This window comes from Cellvibrio sp., assembly GCF_039207905.1.
GTDB lineage: Bacteria > Pseudomonadota > Gammaproteobacteria > Pseudomonadales > Cellvibrionaceae > Cellvibrio.
This window is the reverse complement of the sequence record NZ_JBCECX010000026.1, coordinates 42,657-64,326: the sequence shown is the minus strand read 5'-3', so window position 1 is coordinate 64,326 and position 21,670 is coordinate 42,657. Positions and strand designations below refer to the sequence as shown.

The 21,670-nt window shown below is 44.9% G+C and carries 21 protein-coding genes; 6 read left to right on the top strand and 15 right to left on the bottom strand.

Going from position 1 to position 21,670, the window contains the following annotated elements; translation table 11 throughout:
• The 3 genes from pabB to AAGC78_RS15550 form a co-directional block, all read left to right on the top strand.
• A partial coding sequence (gene pabB, locus AAGC78_RS15560) for an aminodeoxychorismate synthase component I (RefSeq protein ID WP_435785019.1) occupies positions 1–1,266 on the top strand: 1,266 nt, incomplete at its 5' end.
• 48 nt (positions 1,267–1,314) lie between these two features.
• On the top strand, positions 1,315–2,067 hold the full coding sequence (locus AAGC78_RS15555) for a dienelactone hydrolase family protein (RefSeq protein WP_435785018.1): 753 nt from the start codon (positions 1,315–1,317) through the stop codon (positions 2,065–2,067).
• A gap of 72 nt (positions 2,068–2,139) precedes the next feature.
• A complete protein-coding gene (locus AAGC78_RS15550) occupies positions 2,140–4,194 on the top strand; it encodes a M13 family metallopeptidase (protein ID WP_435785017.1) in 2,055 nt (684 codons plus the stop codon).
• A gap of 46 nt (positions 4,195–4,240) precedes the next feature.
• On the opposite strand, the gene thrH is transcribed toward AAGC78_RS15550, so the two are convergent.
• Entirely contained in the window at positions 4,241–4,858 is a 618-nt protein-coding gene (gene thrH, locus AAGC78_RS15545) for a bifunctional phosphoserine phosphatase/homoserine phosphotransferase ThrH (RefSeq protein ID WP_435785016.1), read from the bottom strand.
• 171 nt (positions 4,859–5,029) lie between these two features.
• Here thrH and AAGC78_RS15540 point away from each other — a divergent pair, with 171 nt between their 5' ends.
• A complete protein-coding gene (locus AAGC78_RS15540) occupies positions 5,030–5,755 on the top strand; it encodes a phosphoadenylyl-sulfate reductase (protein WP_435785015.1) in 726 nt (241 codons plus the stop codon).
• 38 nt (positions 5,756–5,793) lie between these two features.
• Here AAGC78_RS15540 and AAGC78_RS15535 read toward each other — a convergent pair whose 3' ends face one another.
• The 9 genes from AAGC78_RS15535 to AAGC78_RS15495 all read right to left on the bottom strand — a co-directional run bounded on the left by AAGC78_RS15535 (position 5,794) and on the right by AAGC78_RS15495 (position 13,711).
• Positions 5,794–6,339, bottom strand: coding sequence for a hypothetical protein (locus AAGC78_RS15535; RefSeq protein ID WP_435785014.1), 546 nt, complete (start codon positions 6,337–6,339; stop codon positions 5,794–5,796).
• Positions 6,340–6,531: 192 nt separating this feature from the next.
• The gene (locus tag AAGC78_RS15530; protein WP_435785013.1) at positions 6,532–7,791 is read right to left on the bottom strand and encodes a tetratricopeptide repeat protein; all 1,260 of its coding nucleotides are present in this window, start codon (positions 7,789–7,791) and stop codon (positions 6,532–6,534) included.
• A 51-nt stretch (positions 7,792–7,842) separates the two neighbouring features.
• Entirely contained in the window at positions 7,843–8,265 is a 423-nt protein-coding gene (locus tag AAGC78_RS15525; protein ID WP_435785012.1) for an ExbD/TolR family protein, read from the bottom strand.
• A 29-nt stretch (positions 8,266–8,294) separates the two neighbouring features.
• Positions 8,295–8,714 carry an ExbD/TolR family protein gene (locus AAGC78_RS15520; RefSeq protein ID WP_435785011.1) on the bottom strand — a complete coding sequence of 140 codons (420 nt, stop codon included), beginning with the start codon at positions 8,712–8,714 and terminating at the stop codon, positions 8,295–8,297.
• Between the two features lie 83 nt (positions 8,715–8,797).
• On the bottom strand, positions 8,798–9,763 hold the full coding sequence (locus AAGC78_RS15515; RefSeq protein ID WP_435785010.1) for a MotA/TolQ/ExbB proton channel family protein: 966 nt from the start codon (positions 9,761–9,763) through the stop codon (positions 8,798–8,800).
• A 91-nt stretch (positions 9,764–9,854) separates the two neighbouring features.
• A complete protein-coding gene (locus AAGC78_RS15510) occupies positions 9,855–10,475 on the bottom strand; it encodes an energy transducer TonB (RefSeq protein ID WP_435785009.1) in 621 nt (206 codons plus the stop codon).
• 757 nt (positions 10,476–11,232) lie between these two features.
• Positions 11,233–12,009 carry a ferredoxin--NADP reductase gene (locus tag AAGC78_RS15505; RefSeq protein WP_435785008.1) on the bottom strand — a complete coding sequence of 259 codons (777 nt, stop codon included), beginning with the start codon at positions 12,007–12,009 and terminating at the stop codon, positions 11,233–11,235.
• A 23-nt stretch (positions 12,010–12,032) separates the two neighbouring features.
• Complete coding sequence (locus AAGC78_RS15500) at positions 12,033–12,965, bottom strand: electron transfer flavoprotein subunit alpha/FixB family protein (RefSeq protein ID WP_435785007.1); 933 nt, start codon at positions 12,963–12,965, stop codon at positions 12,033–12,035.
• Positions 12,962–13,711: an electron transfer flavoprotein subunit beta/FixA family protein gene (locus tag AAGC78_RS15495; RefSeq protein ID WP_435785006.1), complete on the bottom strand. Its 750-nt coding sequence runs from the start codon at positions 13,709–13,711 to the stop codon at positions 12,962–12,964. The genes AAGC78_RS15500 and AAGC78_RS15495 overlap by 4 nt, the downstream gene beginning before the upstream one ends.
• Positions 13,712–13,820: 109 nt before the next feature.
• Here AAGC78_RS15495 and AAGC78_RS15490 point away from each other — a divergent pair, with 109 nt between their 5' ends.
• Together AAGC78_RS15490 and AAGC78_RS15485 are read left to right on the top strand one after the other, a co-directional pair.
• Positions 13,821–14,747, top strand: coding sequence for a LysR family transcriptional regulator (locus AAGC78_RS15490; RefSeq protein ID WP_435785005.1), 927 nt, complete (start codon positions 13,821–13,823; stop codon positions 14,745–14,747).
• Positions 14,748–14,754: 7 nt separating this feature from the next.
• On the top strand, positions 14,755–16,407 hold the full coding sequence (locus AAGC78_RS15485) for a 4Fe-4S dicluster domain-containing protein (protein WP_435785004.1): 1,653 nt from the start codon (positions 14,755–14,757) through the stop codon (positions 16,405–16,407).
• A 62-nt stretch (positions 16,408–16,469) separates the two neighbouring features.
• On the opposite strand, the gene msrA is transcribed toward AAGC78_RS15485, so the two are convergent.
• The 5 genes from msrA to AAGC78_RS15460 are packed head-to-tail and all read right to left on the bottom strand — an operon-like array spanning position 16,470 to position 21,560.
• Positions 16,470–17,111: a peptide-methionine (S)-S-oxide reductase MsrA gene (gene msrA, locus AAGC78_RS15480; protein WP_435785003.1), complete on the bottom strand. Its 642-nt coding sequence runs from the start codon at positions 17,109–17,111 to the stop codon at positions 16,470–16,472.
• Positions 17,112–17,166: 55 nt separating this feature from the next.
• The gene (gene sohB, locus AAGC78_RS15475) at positions 17,167–18,249 is read right to left on the bottom strand and encodes a protease SohB (RefSeq protein WP_435785002.1); all 1,083 of its coding nucleotides are present in this window, start codon (positions 18,247–18,249) and stop codon (positions 17,167–17,169) included.
• 45 nt (positions 18,250–18,294) lie between these two features.
• Entirely contained in the window at positions 18,295–18,948 is a 654-nt protein-coding gene (locus tag AAGC78_RS15470; RefSeq protein WP_435785001.1) for a cation/multidrug efflux pump, read from the bottom strand.
• A 27-nt stretch (positions 18,949–18,975) separates the two neighbouring features.
• Complete coding sequence (gene nudC, locus AAGC78_RS15465; RefSeq protein ID WP_435785000.1) at positions 18,976–19,851, bottom strand: NAD(+) diphosphatase; 876 nt, start codon at positions 19,849–19,851, stop codon at positions 18,976–18,978.
• A 2-nt stretch (positions 19,852–19,853) separates the two neighbouring features.
• Positions 19,854–21,560 (bottom strand): pilus assembly protein, encoded by a 1,707-nt coding sequence (locus AAGC78_RS15460; RefSeq protein WP_435784999.1) that lies wholly within the window; start codon positions 21,558–21,560, stop codon positions 19,854–19,856.
• Positions 21,561–21,670 lie beyond the last annotated feature (110 nt).

Below are 21,670 nucleotides of genomic sequence, written 5' to 3'. Positions count from 1 at the left end.
CCGCAATGCTTGCTAGAGACGCGAGGCGCAACCACATCGATTCGCTACGATGATGGGCGCAAAGAGCACTCCCCGCTCGATCCCTTTTTGCTGCTGAAACAACTCCTGCCTGTAGATGAATACTTAAATGAGCTTCCCTTTAGCGGAGGCGCGCTCGGCTATTTTGGCTACGATCTTGGGCGCCGGCTGGAGAAACTACCTTCCCTCGCGCTCGACGATATAGCGCTACCGGATATGAGTGTGGGCATCTACCCTTGGGCGATTGTGCAGGATCACCTCAACCAAGAAGCCTGGTTAGTAATCAATCAGCAACTGAGCGGACACCTCGGCAGCGCTTATAACTTTTTGGAAATCGAGCAACTTTGCGCTAAAAACTCAAAAAACCAAGTGTTCCACGACTTAAGGTCAAACATTAAGTCCGATCAAAATTCATTCAAAATCAGTGCGTTTGAGCAGAATATTAATGTTGATCAATATCAGGCCGCATTAGAAAAAATCGACAACTACATTCACGCAGGTGATTGCTACCAAGTTAATTTTGCCCAGCGCTTCAGCGCTGAATTTAGTGGCGATCCTTTTGGCGCCTATTTGGTGCTGCGCGATGCGCTTCCCTCGCCTTTCTCTGGCTTTATGCAATTGGAAGGCGGCGCGATCCTGAGTTTATCGCCTGAACGATTCATTCACGCCAGTGGCGCGCGAGTTGAAACCAAGCCCATCAAAGGCACCATCAAACGCGGCAAAACTCCAAAGGAAGATGCCGAAAACGCGCAATGGCTGCAAAGCAGTCTGAAAAATCGCGCCGAGAATGTGATGATTGTGGACTTGTTACGCAACGATTTAAGTAAACATTGCACCAATGTTCGCGTCCCGGCACTTTGTGAACTACAGACATTTGCTAATGTGCATCATCTGGTAAGTACGGTAACGGGCGAGTTAAGAAGCGAAGCAACGGCTATAGACGTACTGCGCGATGCATTCCCTGGCGGCAGTATCACTGGCGCCCCTAAAATCCGGGCAATGGAAATCATCGAAGAACTGGAGCCCACTCGCCGCTCGCTTTATTGCGGCAGCCTTGGCTATATCAGTACCGACGGACAGATGGACACCAGTATTGCCATTCGTACCCTGGTTTGTGACGGGAACAAAATTCATTGCTGGGGCGGCGGCGGAATAGTGGCGGATTCAGAAATTGAACAGGAATATCGCGAATCGATTGCAAAAGTTAAGGTGTTGATGGACACACTTGAACAAAAGTTTAAAGGCTAATCAAATACCCAAATCCAATTAAAAACTCATACAAGAGGAGAGATAAGAATGCTGATTCAGAACCACGAAGTTGATCTGCAGACCCCGACCGGAATTATGCGTTGCTACGTTTATCATCCAAAAGATACCGCTGAAACCGCCGGTAAAAAATTCCCTGCCATTATTCTCTACTCCGAAATTTTCCAACAAACCTCACCCATTCGCCGTAGCGCACAAATTATGGCGGGTCACGGTTTTATTGTGATTGTCCCGGAAGTATTCCATGAATTAAATCCAATCGGTACCGTACTCGGTTACGACGATGCGGGCCGAGATAAAGGCAATGCCGATAAAGTCGCTAAAACACTTGAAGCGCACGATACCGATACTCAAACGATGATTGATTATGCGCAAACGCTCAGTTATTACTCCGGGAAAATCGGCGCAATGGGTTTTTGTTTGGGGGGCGGATTAGCTTATCGCGCCGCGATTCATCCTGCGATCGCTGCGACCAGCTGCTTTTACGCAACGGATATTCATTCAGGTTTGACGCCATCAAATTCAGGTAATGAAAGTTTGACGCGCACCGGCGAAATCAAAGGTGAATTGCAAATGATTTGGGGTAAACAAGATCCGCATATCCCGCCAGAAGGTCGCGCCAAAGTTTACGCAAATCTGGTTGCTAAAGGCGTTAACTTTACCTGGCATGAGGTGAACGGAGTGCATGCGTTTATGCGCGATGAAGGCGATCGTTACGATGCAGAATTGCAATTGTGGGGATACCAAACTGCAATCGGAATGTTTAAGCGCGCACTTTATTGATCGCAATTAGCCGAACTATTGGCGCTGTAGAAAGTCTGTCACTAACACGAAAGAATCAATCAGGAAATTACCATGAAAAAATTGATGATAGCGGGATTAGGAATTGCCTTAGCGTTGAGTGCTACCTCTTGCTCCAATAGTTCGAACTCGAACAAAACTGCTAGTGAAACGTCCGAATTAGGTTCCGGCATTGAGCTGGCCAGCATGGATACTTCCGTCAAGCCGCAGCAGGATTTTTTCCGCTACGTGAATGGTAAGTGGATCGACAATACACAAATTCCAGCAGACAAGGCACGCTGGGGAAGTTTTGATGCGCTAAATGAAAATGCGGAGAAGCAAGTTCTTGCACTGATAAAAGAACTGGCAGCCACTGCGCAAGTAAAAGGTTCTGATGAACAGAAAATTGCGGATCTCTATCAATCTTTTCTCGATGAGCAAAGCGCAGAGAAAAAAGGCCTAACACCATTAAATGCCGAGCTGGCACGAATTGATAAACTAAAAAACCATAAAGACCTAAGTATCTTGTGGGGCGACTGGCAGCGCTATGTTGTCACCTCGCCGATTGAGCTTTACGTCGGGCAAGACCAAAAGCAATCAGACCAATACATCACTGGGGCAAACCAATCTGGTATCGGCCTACCGGATCGTGATTACTATTTAAAAGATGATGCCCAATCAGTTGAACTGCTAAAAAAATATCAGGCATACATCGCCAAATTATGGACGTTGGCCGGATTAGCGAATGCAGAACAAGCTGCGGCCAATATCGTTACGCTGGAAAAGAAAATTGCGCAACTGCATTGGACCCGTGTACAGAACCGCGATAGAAACGCAACCTACAACAAGTTGAACTTGCAAGAACTCAATAAACTCGCTCCAGGTTTTGATTGGAAGGCTTTTTTAACAGAGGCAGATCTTGGTGCAATTAATGAATTGGTGGTTCGCCAGCCCACCTATTTCACTGCATTTGCAAAACTGCAAGCGCAAACACCGCTGGCACAATGGAAGCAATATCTAACATTCCACCTCATTAATAGTAATGCAACTTATTTAAGCAGCGCCTTTGCCGATGCAAATTTTGATTTTTATGGAAAAACGCTTAATGGTGTGCAGGAACAGCGAACTCGTGAAAAACGCGCAGCAACTTTAGCTGATAGCAACCTCGGCTTTATCGTCGGCAAAAAATATGTAGAGCGTCATTTCAAACCAGAAGCTAAAGCGCGCATGGATAAAATGATCCAAAACTTGCGCGTTGCGTTTGAGCAATCAATTGATGAATCGGCATGGATGAGCCCAGCCACAAAACAACAAGCAAAAGCAAAACTCGCCAAATTCAACACAAAAATTGGTTATCCCGATAAATGGCAGGACTACAGCTGTGTCAACATCGATGCTGAAGATTTAATTGGCAATGTGCGCAACACTAATAACTGTGAATACCAGCGTGTAATTAGCCAATTAGGCAAACCGGTTGATCGCACTGAATGGGGCATGACACCACAAACTGTAAACGCCTATTACAGTTCGACTATGAATGAAATCGTTTTTCCTGCTGCCATTTTGCAACCACCATTTTTTAATGTAGAAGCGGACGATGCAGTAAATTATGGTGCAATCGGCGCAGTCATCGGCCACGAATTCACCCACGGCTTTGACGATCAGGGCCGTCATTCAGATGGCGATGGAAACCTGCAAGACTGGTGGACCGAGCAAGATTCAGTGCAATTTAAAGCGCGCGCGCAACTGATGGTTGATCAATACAACGCCTTCAACCCAATCGATGATTTGCATTTACAGGGCGCGTTAGGTTTAGGGGAAAATATTGCCGACCTTGGTGGCGTTACTCTCGCGCACAAAGCCTATACCAATTCACAGTTGGGGAAAGCAGGAAAAACTATCGATGGATTTACTGCAGATCAACGCTTTTTTATGGGCTGGGCGCAAGTGTGGCGAATCAAATATCGCGATGAAGCGCTACGCAGACAAGTTATCACTGGTCCGCATTCACCGGGAATGTATCGTGTACTGGGGCCACTGTCGAACATGCCAGAGTTTTACCGGACTTATGATGTAAAGCCGGGTGATGGGATGTATCGGGATGAAAAAGTGAGAGTAAAAATCTGGTAACGGCAGGATAGTTTAGAGGGATCTGATGATCCCTCTAAACTAAAAATTACAAACTCAATTCACGATTACTTGCTTTGATGAACTCTTTCTTCAAATCTTCGTAAGTATGAACAGCTGGAAACTGAGGGAATTGATCAATCACATTTTGCGGTGCATGGAAAAGAATGCCTTGATCCGCTTCGCCCAACATAGTGGTATCGTTGTAGGAATCGCCAGCGGCAATAATGCGATAGTACAGAGTCTGCAATGCCAGAACTGATTGACGTTTTGGATCGCGCTGACGGAGGGTATAACCTACCACCATGCCGCGCTCATCTACATTCAAACGATGACACAGCAAGGTTGGAAAACCTAATTGACGCATCAGAGGTTGTGAGAACTCATAGAATGTATCAGAGAGAATAATTACCTGAAAACGCTCGCGCAGCCAATCTACAAACTCAACAGCACCATCCAACGGCTTGAGAGTTGCAATAACATCCTGGATTTCTTTTAAGCCAAGGTTATGCTGTTCCAGGATACGAAGACGCTGCTTCATCAACACATCGTAATCCGGGATATCGCGAGTAGTGGCTTTGAGTTCTTCAATACCAGTGACTTTCGCAAACTCAATCCAAATCTCAGGTACCAATACCCCTTCCAAATCCAGACATGCAATTTCCACAGCGACCTCCAAAACGGTTAATAATAAGGCGTTCAAGCCAAAAAGAATGGCGGCAATCTACCTGTTTTGCACAGCTAAAGCAAACCCGCCCAAGCTCGCTGGCTTGGGCTGAAAGCCCTCCTCTGGTATCCTGAACGGCATACTTATATAGAATTACCGTGAGCAGCTGAAATGACCGAAAACTTAATCAACCTTATCGACCTTGAAGCTAAATTCCAGCAGGAAAGCCCCCAGAAAGTCATTAAATATGCACTAAACCAATTCGATAATATCGCCATCTCCTTCAGCGGAGCGGAAGATGTCGCATTGATTGAAATGGCTCGTAATTATCGCCCGGATGTGCAGGTATTTTGCTTGGATACTGGTCGATTACATCCTGAGACTTATCGGTTTATCGAAAAGGTACGCAAACACTACGGAATTAAAATTGATGTGCTTTCACCAGATGGCGAAGCCGTGCGAGCATTAGTGAAGGAAAAAGGCCTATTCAGTTTTTATGAAGACGACCACAAAGAGTGCTGCGGTATTCGTAAAATAGAACCTCTACGCAAAAAACTACTAACACTTGATGCGTGGATTACCGGGCAGCGTAAAGACCAGAGCCCTACTCGCGCAGAAATTCCTATCATTCAAGATGATAAGTTGTTTGCTCGCCCAGGCGCAAAGCTGACCAAGTTTAATCCTCTCTCTAATTGGTCATCGAAGGAAGTCTGGGATTATATTCGTTTATGCGAGGTCCCTTACAATGAACTCCATGAGCGGGGATTCATTTCGATAGGTTGCGAGCCTTGCACTCGCCCCGTGGCACCAGGACAACACGAGCGCGAAGGCCGTTGGTGGTGGGAAGAAGCCACCAAAAAAGAATGTGGCCTCCATGCTGCAAACGTCGATAAATAAAATCTCATTTAACTACCACTGTCGCTCAGTATTAATGTCTAATTCTGAGCGACACGCTGGGACGCGTTTAAAAACTCCTCTACCAATCTGATGCTACGAACACGCCTGAAATTATTCGATAATTTTTGGTGAAATCCATATAAATAAGCAACGGTTGCATTTAGCACAACAACACAGCGCTCCAATTCAGAAATATCAACTAACGCCAATACAAGCGCACCCGAATCGTTCGAGTGGCTTAGCCGCGAAACAAAACCAGCAGGACTGTTCACCTCAGGAACCCAATAGGAGCAAACCCAATTATTGCGCTCTTGCTCGCAAGCATCGCAGCGCTCAATTAATGCCTGCAAGGTCTGACTCAAAACTCCCAACTCGCTAACGCTATGCATATTTCGTATCAAATCACCCATTGCAGGAACCTTCTGTTGAAAGCTCATGCTTTTTAACAAGGCCTGCCCCTGACTGAAAGGGGAATCCATAGCACCTAAAATTAACCCATCAACTCCTCGCTCCAATGCACCGAATGAAACAACTATCTGACCTAACAATTCGTACAAATGAGTTTTAGTTTGTAGGTCTGCCATGAATACCTCAGGTAAATAATCAACAGCAGGCAAAGACCTACCGCAAACACCATGGCATATAAACACACAGACAAAATTGAGGGGAATAACAGAGGATTACAACGAAAATTACTAGGTTACAAAAACAAAAACGCCCGCATAACAAAGATTATGCGGGCGCCTTGCATTCAAAATTACTTAAAATTTTAAATCTTATTTTACACTTGCAGCGTGAATTGCCCAAAGGCGAGACATAAGAGCAAGCTTGGAAGAAGCCGGCACCTTCTTAAATGCCTTAATTGCTTCATCTTTATTTTTCAGCCCCAAGTACGCAATACCCAAATTGATATTTACGTCATCCTGAATCTTGATGCCACCTTTTGCCAACCCTTTAGTGAAGGCATTAACAGCATTTTGAAATTGACCGTGACCAAGGTAGGCTTCGCCCATTTTCACAAGAGCTTCACCATTTGGCTTAGCCAATGCTTCTTTTTCAAGTGCTGGCAACAAGGCTACGTCTTCTGCAGCTTGCTTCTTTGCAAGAGCCAAAAGCTTAACTTCGCGATCTTTAGTTGCACTAACACCCAACTTACCTTTTGCAAAACCATCCTCAAGGAAGAATTTAGCATCGCCCGGGTTAGTAGTTGCGAGAGCAAGTTCAGCTACTTCTACATATTCACTTTCACCCATCAAGCCTCTTGCATGCAATAAACGCAAATACATAATGATTTGACGATCACTGAAAGATGAGTCTGAAGCGTATTTAAACATGTTTGACCAATATTGGTCAGATGGATAATTTGCAAGCAAACTCTCCAAAGTAGTAACAATTTCCTTATTTTTGTCTTGATTGTATTGGGCGCTCAACAAAAGCTTCAACCAATCTTCTTTTGCAGCAGTACCTTTAGCCTTTCCAGCATTAATCAACGCTTGAGTAGCTTGTTCTGACTTTGCAAAATTATTTTGCAAATAATATGCTTCCGCAACCTGACGCATCACTTCAAGATCATTTGGGCTTTCTTTCAAATAACGCTCACTATACTGGATAGTTTTAGGGTAATTTTTCAAAGAAAAGTACAACTGGGAGATGGTCAATAAACGCTTCGGTACTTCTTCAGCTTTGAACTGATTAGCTGCCAACATCGTTTCATAAGTTGATGCCGCACCTGCATAATCTTTGAGATTCATCATGCAGTACGCAAGCATTTCATTAATAATTGCGTCTTCAGCGGGGGTTTTTCCAGGAATTGCTGCTGCTTCTTTGGTCTGGGCAAGAGCCTCTTTCCATTTTTTTGCAGCCATCAATTCTCTTGCTTTTTTCAGTGGCTTACCCACTTTTGCACTCACTTGTTGAGTTTCAGCTGCCTTGGCTGCATAAGCAGGCACAGAGCCGGAAACTGAAACAACAGCGTATGAACAAACGCTAATTAAGCCAACCTGCAAAAAAGTGCGAAAATGCTTAGTAACTTGCATAAACATATTATCCGTTGAAGTAACTATTAACAAAATCGGAAGCAATATTGCTTACTCGAATTTTTCGTTGCCTATAATGCCGATATTATCCAAACCTAAACGCTGTGCAGTCGCAAGAACCTGAGCAACAACATTATATTTTGCCAATTTATGCGGCTTCAAATGAATCTCTGGTCTCGGCTCGGTTTGAGCTGCATGAGTCATATAGCTTCTCAGCATCTCACCATCGCGAACCACATTACCATCCCAACGAATAACACCGTCAAAATCGATTTCGATAGAGACAATTACAGGTTTTTCAGTCGAAGGCGGCGTATTGTGGACTGGCAAATCCATTTTCACTGCGTGAGTCTGAACTGGCAGTGTGATAATTAACATAACAATCAGAACAAGCATCACGTCGATGAGTGGAGTGGTGTTCATCTCCACCATTACTTCATCATCACCTGACGAATTACCAACATTCATACCCATATTATCACCTCAGGTATTAAGAGTTCGAATTAACGGGTAGGTTCAGTAATAAAACCTATTTTACTAATACCAGCGCGCTGACAATACAAAACCAGGCGACCTACGTGCTCGTAACGACCATTTAAATCACCACGAATATGAACCTCTGGCTGAGGCTTCATCATCGTAATAGTTTTCAGCTGAGCAAGTAGTGCAGCTTTATCGGATAACCGAGAGTCATTCCAATAATATTCACCCTCTTTTGTGACGGCGATTACAATGTTTTCTGGCTTGGTTATTGTAGGCGTGTTGGAAACATTAGGCAGCTCTACCGGAACCGTCTTGATTACAACTGGAATAGTAATCAAGAAGATAATCAACATAACCAACATAACATCTACAAGCGGAGTTGTATTGATCGTTGAGTTGAGCTGGTCGTCACCATCACCAGACGATATATTCATGCCCATGATATGGCTCGCTTTATTTGAGTTACTTGCTGCACTCAAGCTTAAAAAGTTGAGCGCAGCAAAAAAATTAAATCAAAATATAATTAATCGTTCTGACCGCCACGCACGCCCATAGTCAATTGGGCATGAATATCAGCAGAGAAGGTGCGCAGATTATCAACAATCACTCTATTACGACGTACCAGCCAGTTGTAACCAAGTACCGCAGGTACCGCTACACCCAGACCGATTGCAGTCATGATGAGAGCCTCACCCACTGGACCAGCAACCTTATCAATACTCGCCTGACCAGACAGACCGATTGCGATAAGTGCGTTATAAATACCCCATACGGTACCAAACAGACCCACGAATGGAGATGTTGAACCAATGGTTGCCAAAACAGATAGACCGGTTTGCAATTGAGCAGTAACACGTTCTACTGAGCGTTGCAGCTGAACCCCCATCCACTCAGGGAAATCAATTTTATCGCCCTGACGTGATGCATGTTGTTTAGCAGCCAGAATGCCGTCTTCAGCAACAGAGCGGAAAGCGCTGTTAGCTTTGTAAGTATTCAAACCGTCGTTCAGATCTTTAGAATCCCAGAACTTACGAGTCAATTTAGCTTGATTCAACAAAACTTGTTGTTGAATCAACTTGGTCACCAAAACATACCAAGTTGCAGCTGACATGATCACCATAATGATCAAAGTACCACGTGCAACAGGGTCACCTTGTGCCCACAATTCTTTCAGACCGAAACCATGCGCAGCTTCTGCAGTAGCAGATTCTGCAGCAGACGCTGCGTTAGATGCGTCATCAACAGGAGTATCAACTGCAGCTGGATCAACTTGATCAGTAGGAAGTGAACCATCAACAGAAGCATTTGGATCAACTGGTGCAGCGCCATCTACCGGAGCAGAACCGTCAGGAGCAACAGATGCATCCTGAGTAACTGCCGCTGGATCAGTTGCAGTCGCATCCTGAGCAAAAGAAGAAGTGGCAAATGTTTGCGCACCTACAAGCAGCGCAAGCTGTAAAACAAAAAATGAGGAAATCTTTGCTTTCATTTTTAATATCCTAGTGTTGAACATAATTTTTTTGATAATTTCAGAGCAAGCCCTGTAACTACCAGGTCTAAAATTGCAATCAGCCTAAAAGTTATCGACCTTTTTCGTCTGAAATTTTGAAACGGAAATTCATGCGATACCAACATGCAGTAGGCTTATCGCCAATCATACAAGGTTCAAATCTCCAAGAACGAATTGCATGTTTAAGAGCCGCTTCATCCAAACGCTCGAAGCCACTTGAAACCGCAACCTTACCTTCCTGAACCTTACCGTTTTCACCCAAATAAAGTGACAAACCAACCAAACCTTCTTCACCCAAACGCAACGATGATGATGGATATGGAGGACGACTCAATCCCTTTTTGGGGATGCGAGGCGGCGTCGCTTTAGGAGCTTCAACTACTGGAGCCTGTTTAGTAACAGTAATCGCATTAGTATTAGCTGGAGCAGCTTCTGCAGTGAATTCGATATCCGGCGGAGGAACAAAATCCGGTGGTGGAGGAACGAATTCCGGTGGTGGTGGTGGTGGTGCTTCTTCTGGAGGAGGTGCTTCTTCTTCAATAATTTTTGCATCGATTTGCTGCTTGACTATGTCCATAGGATCATGGTTCAAACCCACCATCAATGCATAAATTACGACCAAGTGAAACACCACAACAGTGATTACACCACTAGCTTTTTCGACAGCACTTTTTTCTGGTTTATATGACATAGCTTGCACATCATCTTGTAAGTTAAAAAAACTAAATTAAGCCACTCAATCCCGTACAAAACTTCCGTACGAGTGCAACAACTAGTTTTGTTTATGCACTTTTGACGCCACTTTTACACTTTTTATATAGCAATAGACATATGAATTATGTGCCTTGCTTTTTAAAGCTATTTCCTTGAAAACAAAGAATAAATCCGTGCTTTATTATTTAGCTATCAGCGCCGCGAAGCCTACAATGAAGCGCTTCAATTAGCGAAGATAAACTACTAGCAAAAGTTTAAATTTTACGAAATATTTACAGTTCATTTTTATAGCCGCCTCTTCATTAAGTCGAGACATCAATAAACCAAACAGTAACAACATCAACATAAAAGCAATTATTTCAGTTATAAAAGTATAAAAACTTGCTATGTTGAGCAACATTCTATGACTTATTTTGCGCCAAGTACGTTAATAATTCGTAAAGCCTTCCAGCAAATTCAAGCAAGTTTTGGTCGCTTTTCAGCCAAAAGATTGGTTTTTGATCGAGCAAGGCCACTTGTGATGGGCTAATGCAGCAATTGATATAATCAAGTCTCTGTTTAAGCTCGATTACATTCAAGCGACCGGATTAAATAGCAATAAGAAATGAAATGCAAGAATTGATAGCCACCTAAATCAACAGATGGCTATCAGAGGGATAGCAAAAGAAAATGAAGTGTTAAAAACCGAAAAGACCTATAAAAAATTTCGGTTTTTACAAAAGGTACAATTTGAATTATTTTTCAACAAACGCACGTTCAATAACATAATCGCCAGCGATTCCAATGCGTGGGGAAACTTTCAAGCCCGCTGCATCCAGGATCGCACAAGTGTCATCCAGCATTCCAGGGCTACCGCACAGCATTGCGCGATCAGTTTCAGGATTCAGAGGCGGCAAGCCTATATCACTCAGCAATTTGCCACTCTGAAGCAAATCAGTCAGTCGCCCTTGGTTTTCAAATGCTTCACGAGTCACGGTTGGGTAATAAATTAACTTGGCTCGAGCATCTTCACCTAAAAATTCGTTTTCCAATAATTCTTTTGTTATGAAGTCACGATAAGCCAAATCATCAACCTTACGCACACCATGAACAACAATTACTTTTTCAAATTTTTCGTAAGTTTCAGGATCCTGAATCAAACTGATAAATGGAGCCAACCCTGTTCCAGTAGACAATAAAAATAAATTTTTACCTGGGTTTAAATCCGACAACAGCAAGGTGCCAGTTGGCTTACGACCAACCAAAATAGGATCACCTACTTTAACGTGTTGCAAAAGTGATGTGAGCGGACCATTAGGAACCTTGATGCTAAAAAACTCCAAGTGTTCGTCGTAATTAGGGCTTGCAATACTGTATGCGCGCAACAAAGGCTTATCATTTACGGTCAAGCCAATCATTACAAACTGGCCATTTTCAAAACGGAATGACTCATCGCGTGTAGTTGTAAAGCTGAACAAGCTATCGTTCCAGTGTTTTACTGTGAGAATTTTTTGCGTATTAAATGCGCTCATGGTTAAAAAATTTCCTTGGTTAATTAACGTTGCTGCAACGCGCTGTTTAGCGCTGGCAATGCTGTAAATAAATCGGCAACCAACCCATAGTCGGCATGCTTGAAAATGGGAGCATCGGGATCGTGGTTAATAGCAACTATTATCTTGCTGTCTTTGATTCCTGCCAGATGCTGCATAGCACCAGAAATTCCAACAGCGATGTACAGCTCTGGGGCAATAATAGTGCCCGTCTGCCCTACTTGCATATCGTTAGCCGCAAAACCTGCATCTACACATGCACGGGTTGCGCCCACAGCAGCTTCAAGATGTTCTGCAATTGGATTTAACAATTCATCGAATTGCTCGCCAAGACTACGCCCACCGGCAATAACAATGCGCGCCGAGTTTAACTCTGGTCGATCTGAATGATTAAGTGCTTCACTCACCCAACTACTAATACCGCGTGATGCAGGAACAGTAACTGATACTAATTCCGCATTACCACCACGCTCAGCAGCACGAAACGCTGTTGCACGAACAGTAACAATCTGCACCTGTTCGTTGTTTTGAATAGTCGACATTATGTTGCCCGCAAAGCTTGGGCGCACATATGTTGCAGGTGCCTGAATTTCCACTACATCAGTGATTGGTGCAATATCAAGGCGTGCAGCAAGGCTTGGGATCAAGCTTTTGCCGAAAACACTGTGCGCTGCAAGAATTACGCTGTATTCGCCAGCAATGCTGAGCCCCAGATCGAGCACATCCTCAACCAGCGGGTGCTGTAAGTGCTCGGCCTTTGCCACTAAAACACGACGAACGCCTGCTATCTGAGCTGCTTCAGTTGCTGCTGGCTCGACATTGTTGCCATAAACCAACAGATCAATAGGAAGATTCCATGCAGCAGCGGCGGCTACAGTATGTAAGGTTGATGGACGCAATGCCTTACCATCCTGCTCGGCAAAAATTAAAATGCTCATACCAACACCTCTGCTTCACGCAATCTTTCAACTAGTTCCTGCACGCTGGATAACTGAATAGCTCCCGGTCTCTGGGCTGGCTCATTTGCTTTCACCATATTGAAGCGCGGAGACAAATCAACACCTAAATCAGCAGCACCCAGTGATTCAATCGGCTTTTTCTTGGCCATCATCAAGTTAGGTAGCTTGATAAAGCGCGGCTCGTTCAGACGCAAATCAGAAGTAACAACAGCAGGCAGTTTGAGGCTAACAGTTTGTGTTCCCTTATCAACTTCGCGGGTTACCTCAATGCGATTATCATTAAGGGCAATAGCAGAAGCAAAGGTACCGATACCTGCGCCCAACAGGGCTGCCAGCATCTGGCCTGTTTGGCCGTAGTCCTCACCAACAGCTTGTTTACCCAAAAAGATCAGACTTGGCTGTTCGCGATTCACCACTTCCTTTAGTATTTTTGCAACACTTAGTGGTTGCAATGAAACATCAACCTCAATGTGCAACGCGCGATCTGCGCCCAGCGCGTAAGCGTGGCGCAAGCTATCTTTAACATCCGCCGCACCTATGGCAACAGCCAGAATTTCCGTAACCTGCCCGCGCTCTTTGAGGCGCACAGCCTCTTCGAGTGAAATCTCGTCAAAAGGGTTGATGGCTTTTTTGACATTCGCCAGATCCACCTGCCCTGTATCTGCATCGATATTGGGTTTTACATTGTGGTCGATGGTGTGTTTGACCGCGACAAGAACCTTCACCTTGAGCCTCCGCTATGTACATTCGACATTGAACTTGATGACCATTGTACTAATGGTTAGTATATTTGTTAAATTAATAATTTATATTTTCCATATTCACAAAACAGATATGCGATATACATTACGCCAACTAGAGATTTTCGTCGCCATCGCCCGCTCCGGCAATGTGTCCAGAGCGGCTGAATGGGTATCCCTTTCGCAATCTGCCGCGAGTACCGCATTGGCTGAATTGGAAAAGCAATTTGATTGCCAACTCTTTGATCGCAATGGAAAAGTGCTTAAACTTAACGCCCTTGGGAAGACCCTGCTCCCTATTGCCAGCGGCTTGTTAGCCCAAGCGAGTGAGCTTGAGCAATTGCTTGAGGGTAAATCCGCACTGGGAGATATCAATGTCGGAGCAACACTCACCATTGGTAACTATTTGGCAATTATGATTATTAGTGAGTTTATGCAGCACCATGTTGACTGCCATATCTCACTGCAGGTGAAAAACACCAATGCAATACTCCAACAGGTTGCAGGATACGAACTGGATCTGGGGCTTATCGAGGGAAGTTGCCATCATCCTGATCTGATTGCCGAACCCTGGATTGATGATGATCTTGCGGTGTTTTGTGCCCCATCACATCCGCTCGCAAAATCAAGCTCTGCAACTATGGAGGAGCTTATAGCGGCAACCTGGATTTTGCGCGAACAAGGTTCAGGAACCCGGGAGACATTTGATCAAGCTATGCGTCACCATTTGACCGGCTTGAATATTCGCCTTGAGCTTGAACATACCGAAGCAATTAAACGCGCAGTGGAATCAGGCCTTGGCATCGGCTGCATTTCACGCTTGGCATTACGCGATGCGTTTCGCCGCGGTAGCTTGATTGAAATAAAAACACCAATGCTGGATTTACGCCGGCAATTTATGTTTGTGTGGCACAAGAGCCGCTATAGAACACCATCGGTAATCGCCTTTCTCGACTATTGCCGAAAATTGACTGTGAACCTTAAACGCAGCGACGATATTAACCTACCGAATATAGCCTGAGCCTGTTATGACCCAACGAGACCAAATGAACTACGACGTAGTAATTGTCGGTGCCGGCCCTGCAGGGCTTTCTGCCGCAATTCGTCTGAAGCAACTTGCAGCAGAGCAATCTCGCGACATTAGCGTTTGCGTGTTAGAAAAAGCCGCTGAAGTCGGTGCACATATTTTATCTGGGGCGGTAATTGACCCTGTTGCGCTCACTGAGCTAATACCAGATTGGAAAAACAAAAATGCACCCGTAAAAACGGAAGTGAAAAAAGATAAATTCCTATTTTTAACAGAAAAAAATAATTACACAATTCCTGAATTTTTAATGCCACCCATGATGAACAATCATGGCAACTACATTATCAGTCTTGGCAAGCTGTGCCGCTGGTTAGCCACTCAGGCAGAAGAATTGGGAGTTGATTTATTTCCCGGCTTTAATGGTAGCGAAATATTGTATGCAGAAGACGGTAGCGTGAAAGGCGTTGCCACCGGCGACATGGGCATAGCGCGCGATGGCAGCCACAAAAATACCTTTTCCGCAGGAATTGAACTTCTCGCGAGCTATACCTTAATCGCCGAAGGAACACGCGGCTCACTTGCAAAATCGATTGAACAAAAATTCAATTTACGCGCAAACGCTGAACCTCAAAAATACGGTTTGGGCTTTAAAGAAATTTGGAAAATTGACCCACAACTTCACAGCGAAGGCTCAGTGTTGCATACACAAGGCTGGCCATTGGACAACCAAACTGGCGGCGGTGGATTTTTGTATCACCTTGAAGACAATAAAATTGCCTTGGGCTTTGTGGTTCATTTGAATTATAAAAATCCATATTTGAATCCATTCGAAGAGTTCCAACGTTTCAAAACCCACCCTACCATTCAGCCACTGCTGACTAACGCCCAGCGTCTCGCTTATGGAGCGCGTACAATCAACGAAGGTGGTGTGCAATCCTTACCTGAACTGGTTTTTCCAGGCGGAGCATTAATTGGCTGCTCTGCAGGATTCGTGAATGTGCCCAAAATAAAGGGCTCTCACAATGCGATGAAATCCGGCATGCTTGCCGCTGAAACAATTTTCGATGCGCTCGCAAAAGAACAATATGAACCACTACTGACGGCTTACCCGGAAAAAGTTCGCGCATCCTGGTTATGGAAAGATTTATATGCAGTGCGAAATATTAAACCAGCGCTTTCAGCATGGGGAAATATTGTGGGAACCCTGTACAGCAGTGTCGATATGTGGGCTCACTCGCTTGGCATCACTCTACCTTGGACGCTAAAGCATAAGCGCGCGGATCATGAAACCTTGATACCAGCACAACAAGCAACACCCATTACCTACCCGGCACCGGATGGAAAAATCACCTTTGATCGCCTGTCATCAATTTATTTATCCAACCTTGACCATGATGAAAATCAGCCGATTCATTTAACACTTGCTAATGCTGATATTCCAATCACAAATAACCTCGCCATTTATGCTGCACCCGAGCAGCGTTATTGTCCGGCTGGTGTTTATGAGATTGTTCAGAAGGATGACAGCAGCAAGCTACAAATTAATGCAGCTAACTGCGTACACTGTAAGGCGTGCGATATTAAAGATCCTTTGCAAAATATCACTTGGGTTCCACCGCAAGGTGGTAGTGGCCCCTACTACGAAGCCATGTAACTTTGGCTTTCAAAAAGCAAGGTTTCAACCCAAGGAAAGTAAATTTCTAGTTCTATACGAAACTAAAAATCATCTGCGTAACAAACCCCGGTGCCGCCTAGCCCGCAGTAGCCACCGGGGTTTTTATGCAAATACTGTTGATGGTAGGTTTCAGCATAATAAAACTCATCAGCTGGTAAAATTTCTGTTGTTATTTCACCGATATTTTTTTCATTTAACGCGAGCTGATAGGCAGCTCGAGTTTGCTCCGCCAACTGCTGTTGCGCCTCATTAAAATAATAAATCCCTGAGCGATATTGTGTACCGCGATCATTTCCCTGCCTCATGCCTTGGGTTGGATTGTGTGCTTCCCAAAACACTTTTAATAATTTTTCCAGCGATGTTTCCGCAGGATTAAACACCACCAAAACCACTTCGTTGTGCCCTGTTAAACCACTACACACTTCTTCATAGGTAGGATTCGGGGTATATCCCGCAGAATAACCAACTGCTGTGGTATACACACCCGGTTGTTGCCAGAACTTACGCTCCGCGCCCCAAAAACACCCCAAACCAAGCACAATTTGCTCGCTGCCTTCAGGGAAGGGCGGCTTAATCGGTACCTTTTTTACTGCATGCTGATTGTCAACCTGCAAAGCATCAGCCCTGCCCTTCAGTGCTTGCTCAGGTGCAGGCATTTGGAGTTTTGTAGTAGAAAAAATCATAAATTGCTCCAGATGTAGCTAGAAATAAAAACGGTGCCATTAGGCACCGTTGCAACTAAAACCAGCGGCTTATATTAAGCCGTTCCCACCAGGTCATTAATAGCCGGTCAACAGCTGCTTGTGCTGCAAAACCTAACTTCTCAGCAAGGGATTTTTTGTAGGTAAATTCAACCTCATAGATGTCCGCATTCTCGGCTTGAGCAAAAAGATACTCATCGCTTGTTTGCAGTTCATCAATCAATTTAACATCGATAGCACGTCGACCGAACCAGACTTCTCCGGTTGCGACTGCAACAACATCAACTTGCGGGCGATGCTCGCTCACAAACTCTTTGAAGAGCACATGAGTATCTTCCAGCTCTTCTACAAATTTTGCGCGGCCTTTCTCTGTATTCTCACCAAACATAGTGACGGTGCGCTTGTATTCGCCGGCAGTAAACATCTCATAGTCGATATCATTTTTCTTTAATATCTTATGAAAGTTTGGCAGCTGGGCAACAACACCAATAGAACCGAGAATTGCAAAAGGCGCAGCAACAATTTTATTGGCCACACACGCCATCATATAGCCACCACTGGCCGCGACCTTATCAACGCAAACAGTAAGTGGAATATTTTTATTGGTAATTCGTGCCAGTTGGCTTGATGCCAAACCATAGCTATGCACCATGCCACCACCGCTCTCTACTTTCACCACAACTTCATCAGTGGGTTTGGCAAGCGTTAGCACTGTGCTAATTTCTTCACGCAAAGATTCAACTTCAGATGCTTTTATATCACCGTAGAAATCGAGCACAAATACTCTTTTCTTTTCGGGTGCTTCAGCGGCGGAGTCATTGTCGCCTATTGTTTTCGCAACATCTTTAGCCGCTTTTTTCTTCTGTGCTTTTTCTTCTTTTAGACGTTTCTTTTCGGCTTTCTCGTATTCTTTATATTCTTCATCATCCAGCATTGCATCACGAAGCGAGTCGCGCAAATGATCAAACTTTTCATTCAGTTTGGTGACTTCAATATGACCTTTATCAGATTTTTTATTGCGCCCGCCCACAGATACAGCAACTACCACAACAACTAGAATAGCCACAACGAAAGTAATCGTTTTGGCAAGAAATAAACCGTAATTTGTTAAAAATTCCAAAGGGTAAACTCCGTACTACTTTAATGAAATAAACAAGCAAAAGAATCAGTTAAACTCGGCTACTGCTTCGCGACCAGCAGCATTGATCGGACGAGCAACCAAGCCTGTATTGGATAAACTAATTTCAAACAGTGCGCCATCTTTCATCGGCAAATAGGTAGCCGATCCGTAGACCGCATCGATAACGGGAACCCAGTCGGGATTGGAGTTAAAAATCTTCCAAATGTCGACGCCATACAAACTGCTGTGCACGCTGTGTGCTGTGCGTTTGCCCGTGGTTTCCTGCTCGATATCGTAATAGCGGCCGCTCAAGCGCTCAAGCCTGAAAGCAGGCTTAATGCCAAAACTTGCGAGATAGCCCTGCCACTTGACGATGCGCGCATCTAATTGCCATTGATCGCCACGAAGCTCCACACGCTGCTCTTTACCGTCTTTATCGGCGAGCACTGCAAAATAATGCTGATCTTCGATTTTGTCGAAGTTAATCGTGGCAACCACTTGCTCTTGCAAAACTTGCTTGTAACTGAAGACATCAAATGCAGTCAATGCAACCAAGGCGCCGACAGCCAGTAACGCCAAACCAAAAAGCCCGCGGCAAAAACCGACAAACCAGGAATTCTGCCACAAAAAGCGCCCTGCTTTGTACGCGATATAGAGAGCGATAAGGGCAATAAAAATGGCCAGTAAGGTAAAAATCATAACTTTCCTACCTGCATTAACAGCTTGTTATTGTTTATGGTGAGGGTTGATTTGGCGCAAATGCTCTACGTAGTGAGCTATCAATTGACCCGCTACAGTAGCTTTTGCTGGCACCTGAGGCAACTGATCGTAGCGGAACCATTTCGCATCCACAATTTCAGTGGGATCGATTTTGATCTCGCCAGCTTCATATTCAGCAAAAAAGCCTAACATCAATTGATTAGGAAACGGCCACGGTTGACTGCGAAAGTATTCCAGCTTACCAACACTAACCCCAACCTCTTCCATGATCTCACGCTTGATACAATCTTCCACACTCTCCCCAACTTCCACAAAACCGGCAAGCGTGGTGTACATCACGCGCGACGCGCGGTGATGATGAGCCAGCAATAATTCTTCACCACGAGCAACCAGGACGATCATACAGGGCGAAATACGAGGGTAAAAGCGCAGTTCACAGGAGCTGCATACCTTGGCCCGGTCGATTTGATCCTGCATCGTTGGTTGCCCGCAGCGGCCACAAAAACGATGATCATAAAACCATTGGGCGACCTGCAGTGCACGACCAGCCAATTGAAACGCATCTACAGAGAGTATTTCCAATTGCGAGCGCAAACCCAACCACTGATGATTAGCAGGCAATTCGCCCTGCTCAAGCACCCTCACCCATAAATCATCACCAGCCAATACACCCAAATAATGTTCGCTGCTAATGGGCAGATTTAATTCAGCTGCCCCAGAATCATCTGCAATAAACAGCTGCCCTTGAGCATCGCACAACAATTGATCGCAGCGGTAAGACTGTGTGGCACCCACAATAATAAAACGCCGGTTGCGTGAAGCAACCGGCGTTACAGAAGAGGCGTGGAATTCAAACGAGGATAAATCAAAACCAGCCGACATAATTAGACGTTGTACCCCAGCGCCTGCAGGCTTTCTTCCGCTATTTGTAACACACTGGTATCGGCAGCTTTATCCAATTTAATCGCATCAAGATAATATTCGAGACTGATAACCGCATCGGCAAAAGTTTCAAGCAAATGTTGAACTGCAGGGTGCTGATCGGAAGCTAACAAATCTTCATCGACAAAACGCATACAACCTGCCAATACATTTGCAGCGCGAGTCAGCCCTAACAAAAACATTCCTCCGCGCACCGAGTCCAAAATACCGGTGATATTGCGGATATGGCCTTTATCGTAATTGGATTCTGCAAACGCAGTAAGCGCGCGCTTGACCATCGATAAGCCAGCTTCGGCTTCATCGATAACAATTTTTTCTGCCTCGGCAATTTGGTTATTCGCCATAGCAGCATCACGCGAAAGCGCATTGATTTGCGCAACTTTTTCATCGGAAAGGTTGGCATTGTTGAGCCCTGCGATAGTGCTCTCAACATACAAAAGAGTATCTGCAACCACTAATAATTCGTCAGGTGTGACAGGTGTGTGATTCGATTGCCATACCGCTATTTTTTCAATTTCCTGTTTTAGGCTATTACTTGGCGCAACCAGGCCAACAATCGATAAAATATCGGCAACCTTCTTCAAGGTTTCTAATAATTCAGGTGATTCGCTTAGCAGCTCAGCGCCACCCTGTGCAGCACGTTCGAGGATATTTTTTGTGCTGTGCAATTCATCGGTCAACACCGCCACCATCGAGCTAATGGTGTTAGCGCTCGGACCATTGAGGAATTCCATTTCGCGGGCAAGTTCTGCCTCGGTGTACGCTAATGACTGAACGTCATATGCAGACAATACCGCTTTCGACAATTCTTGTTCTGAATGAGAAAGTGCAAGTAGATATAGCAACTCTTTTTGGAGTGTTGCATCAACTTCACGCGTTAAAACGGCGCGCCCTTCAAATTGAAAACGTTTTATTTCACGCTCGATTGCACTGAATAGCATTTTGCGACTTTTGGTGAGGCGCATATTTTTTTCAGCCATGGCCGTCAGTACTGCGCTGCTCAACCACCAAAAGTTACTGAGCGTGGATCCGGTGGCGGCATTATCCAAACGTTGTAGGGCGCGAGTCATCATTCCCAAAGATGCTTTTGGCTGCACATTTTTTAAAACATTCAGCAAAGCAGTTTGATACATGTGACGCAAGCGGCGAACTAAAACGGTTAGATCTTCCGGTAATTGTTGGTTGGCAGCCTTGGGGGCACGATTGGCTTTTACAGTAGCAAGCGGATAAAAATAACTCTCTGGCAACAGCGCTGCTTTGCGCGCGAGACGCAGTTCATTGATGTGCGGAATTAATAACATCGCCATACTGCGAGCGGTTTGTGTGCAATATTCCAAGTAGCGCGGCAAGATGAAGAAACTGGAGGTAAGCAGTTCTAATTTCGCGTCGGTCTTTTCATCATCACCCAAGGTGATATCCGTGATATGGGTAACCAGCTCATCGGCGAGTAAATCGACGCCTTTTAATTGAATCAGACTGAGAATACCGCGAATTTGTTTGATGCCATCTATGCAGTTTTGTAGCAGCTCGCCGTTGTTGCGATCCTGCGCGAATTGCTCAAGTCGGATAGCCGACTGCTCAATGGTGGCAACCAGTTCATCCTGAACCATCTTAAGGGAAGCGAGATTTAAGGTTTCTGTTGTGCTCACAATAACATCCTGGCGTTGTTCTTAATGGATTGGGGCAAAGGCGCACCACGGGCCCAGCCAAACAGTACATACAAGTCACACTGACTCTATACCATGTTTGAGGTTATTTC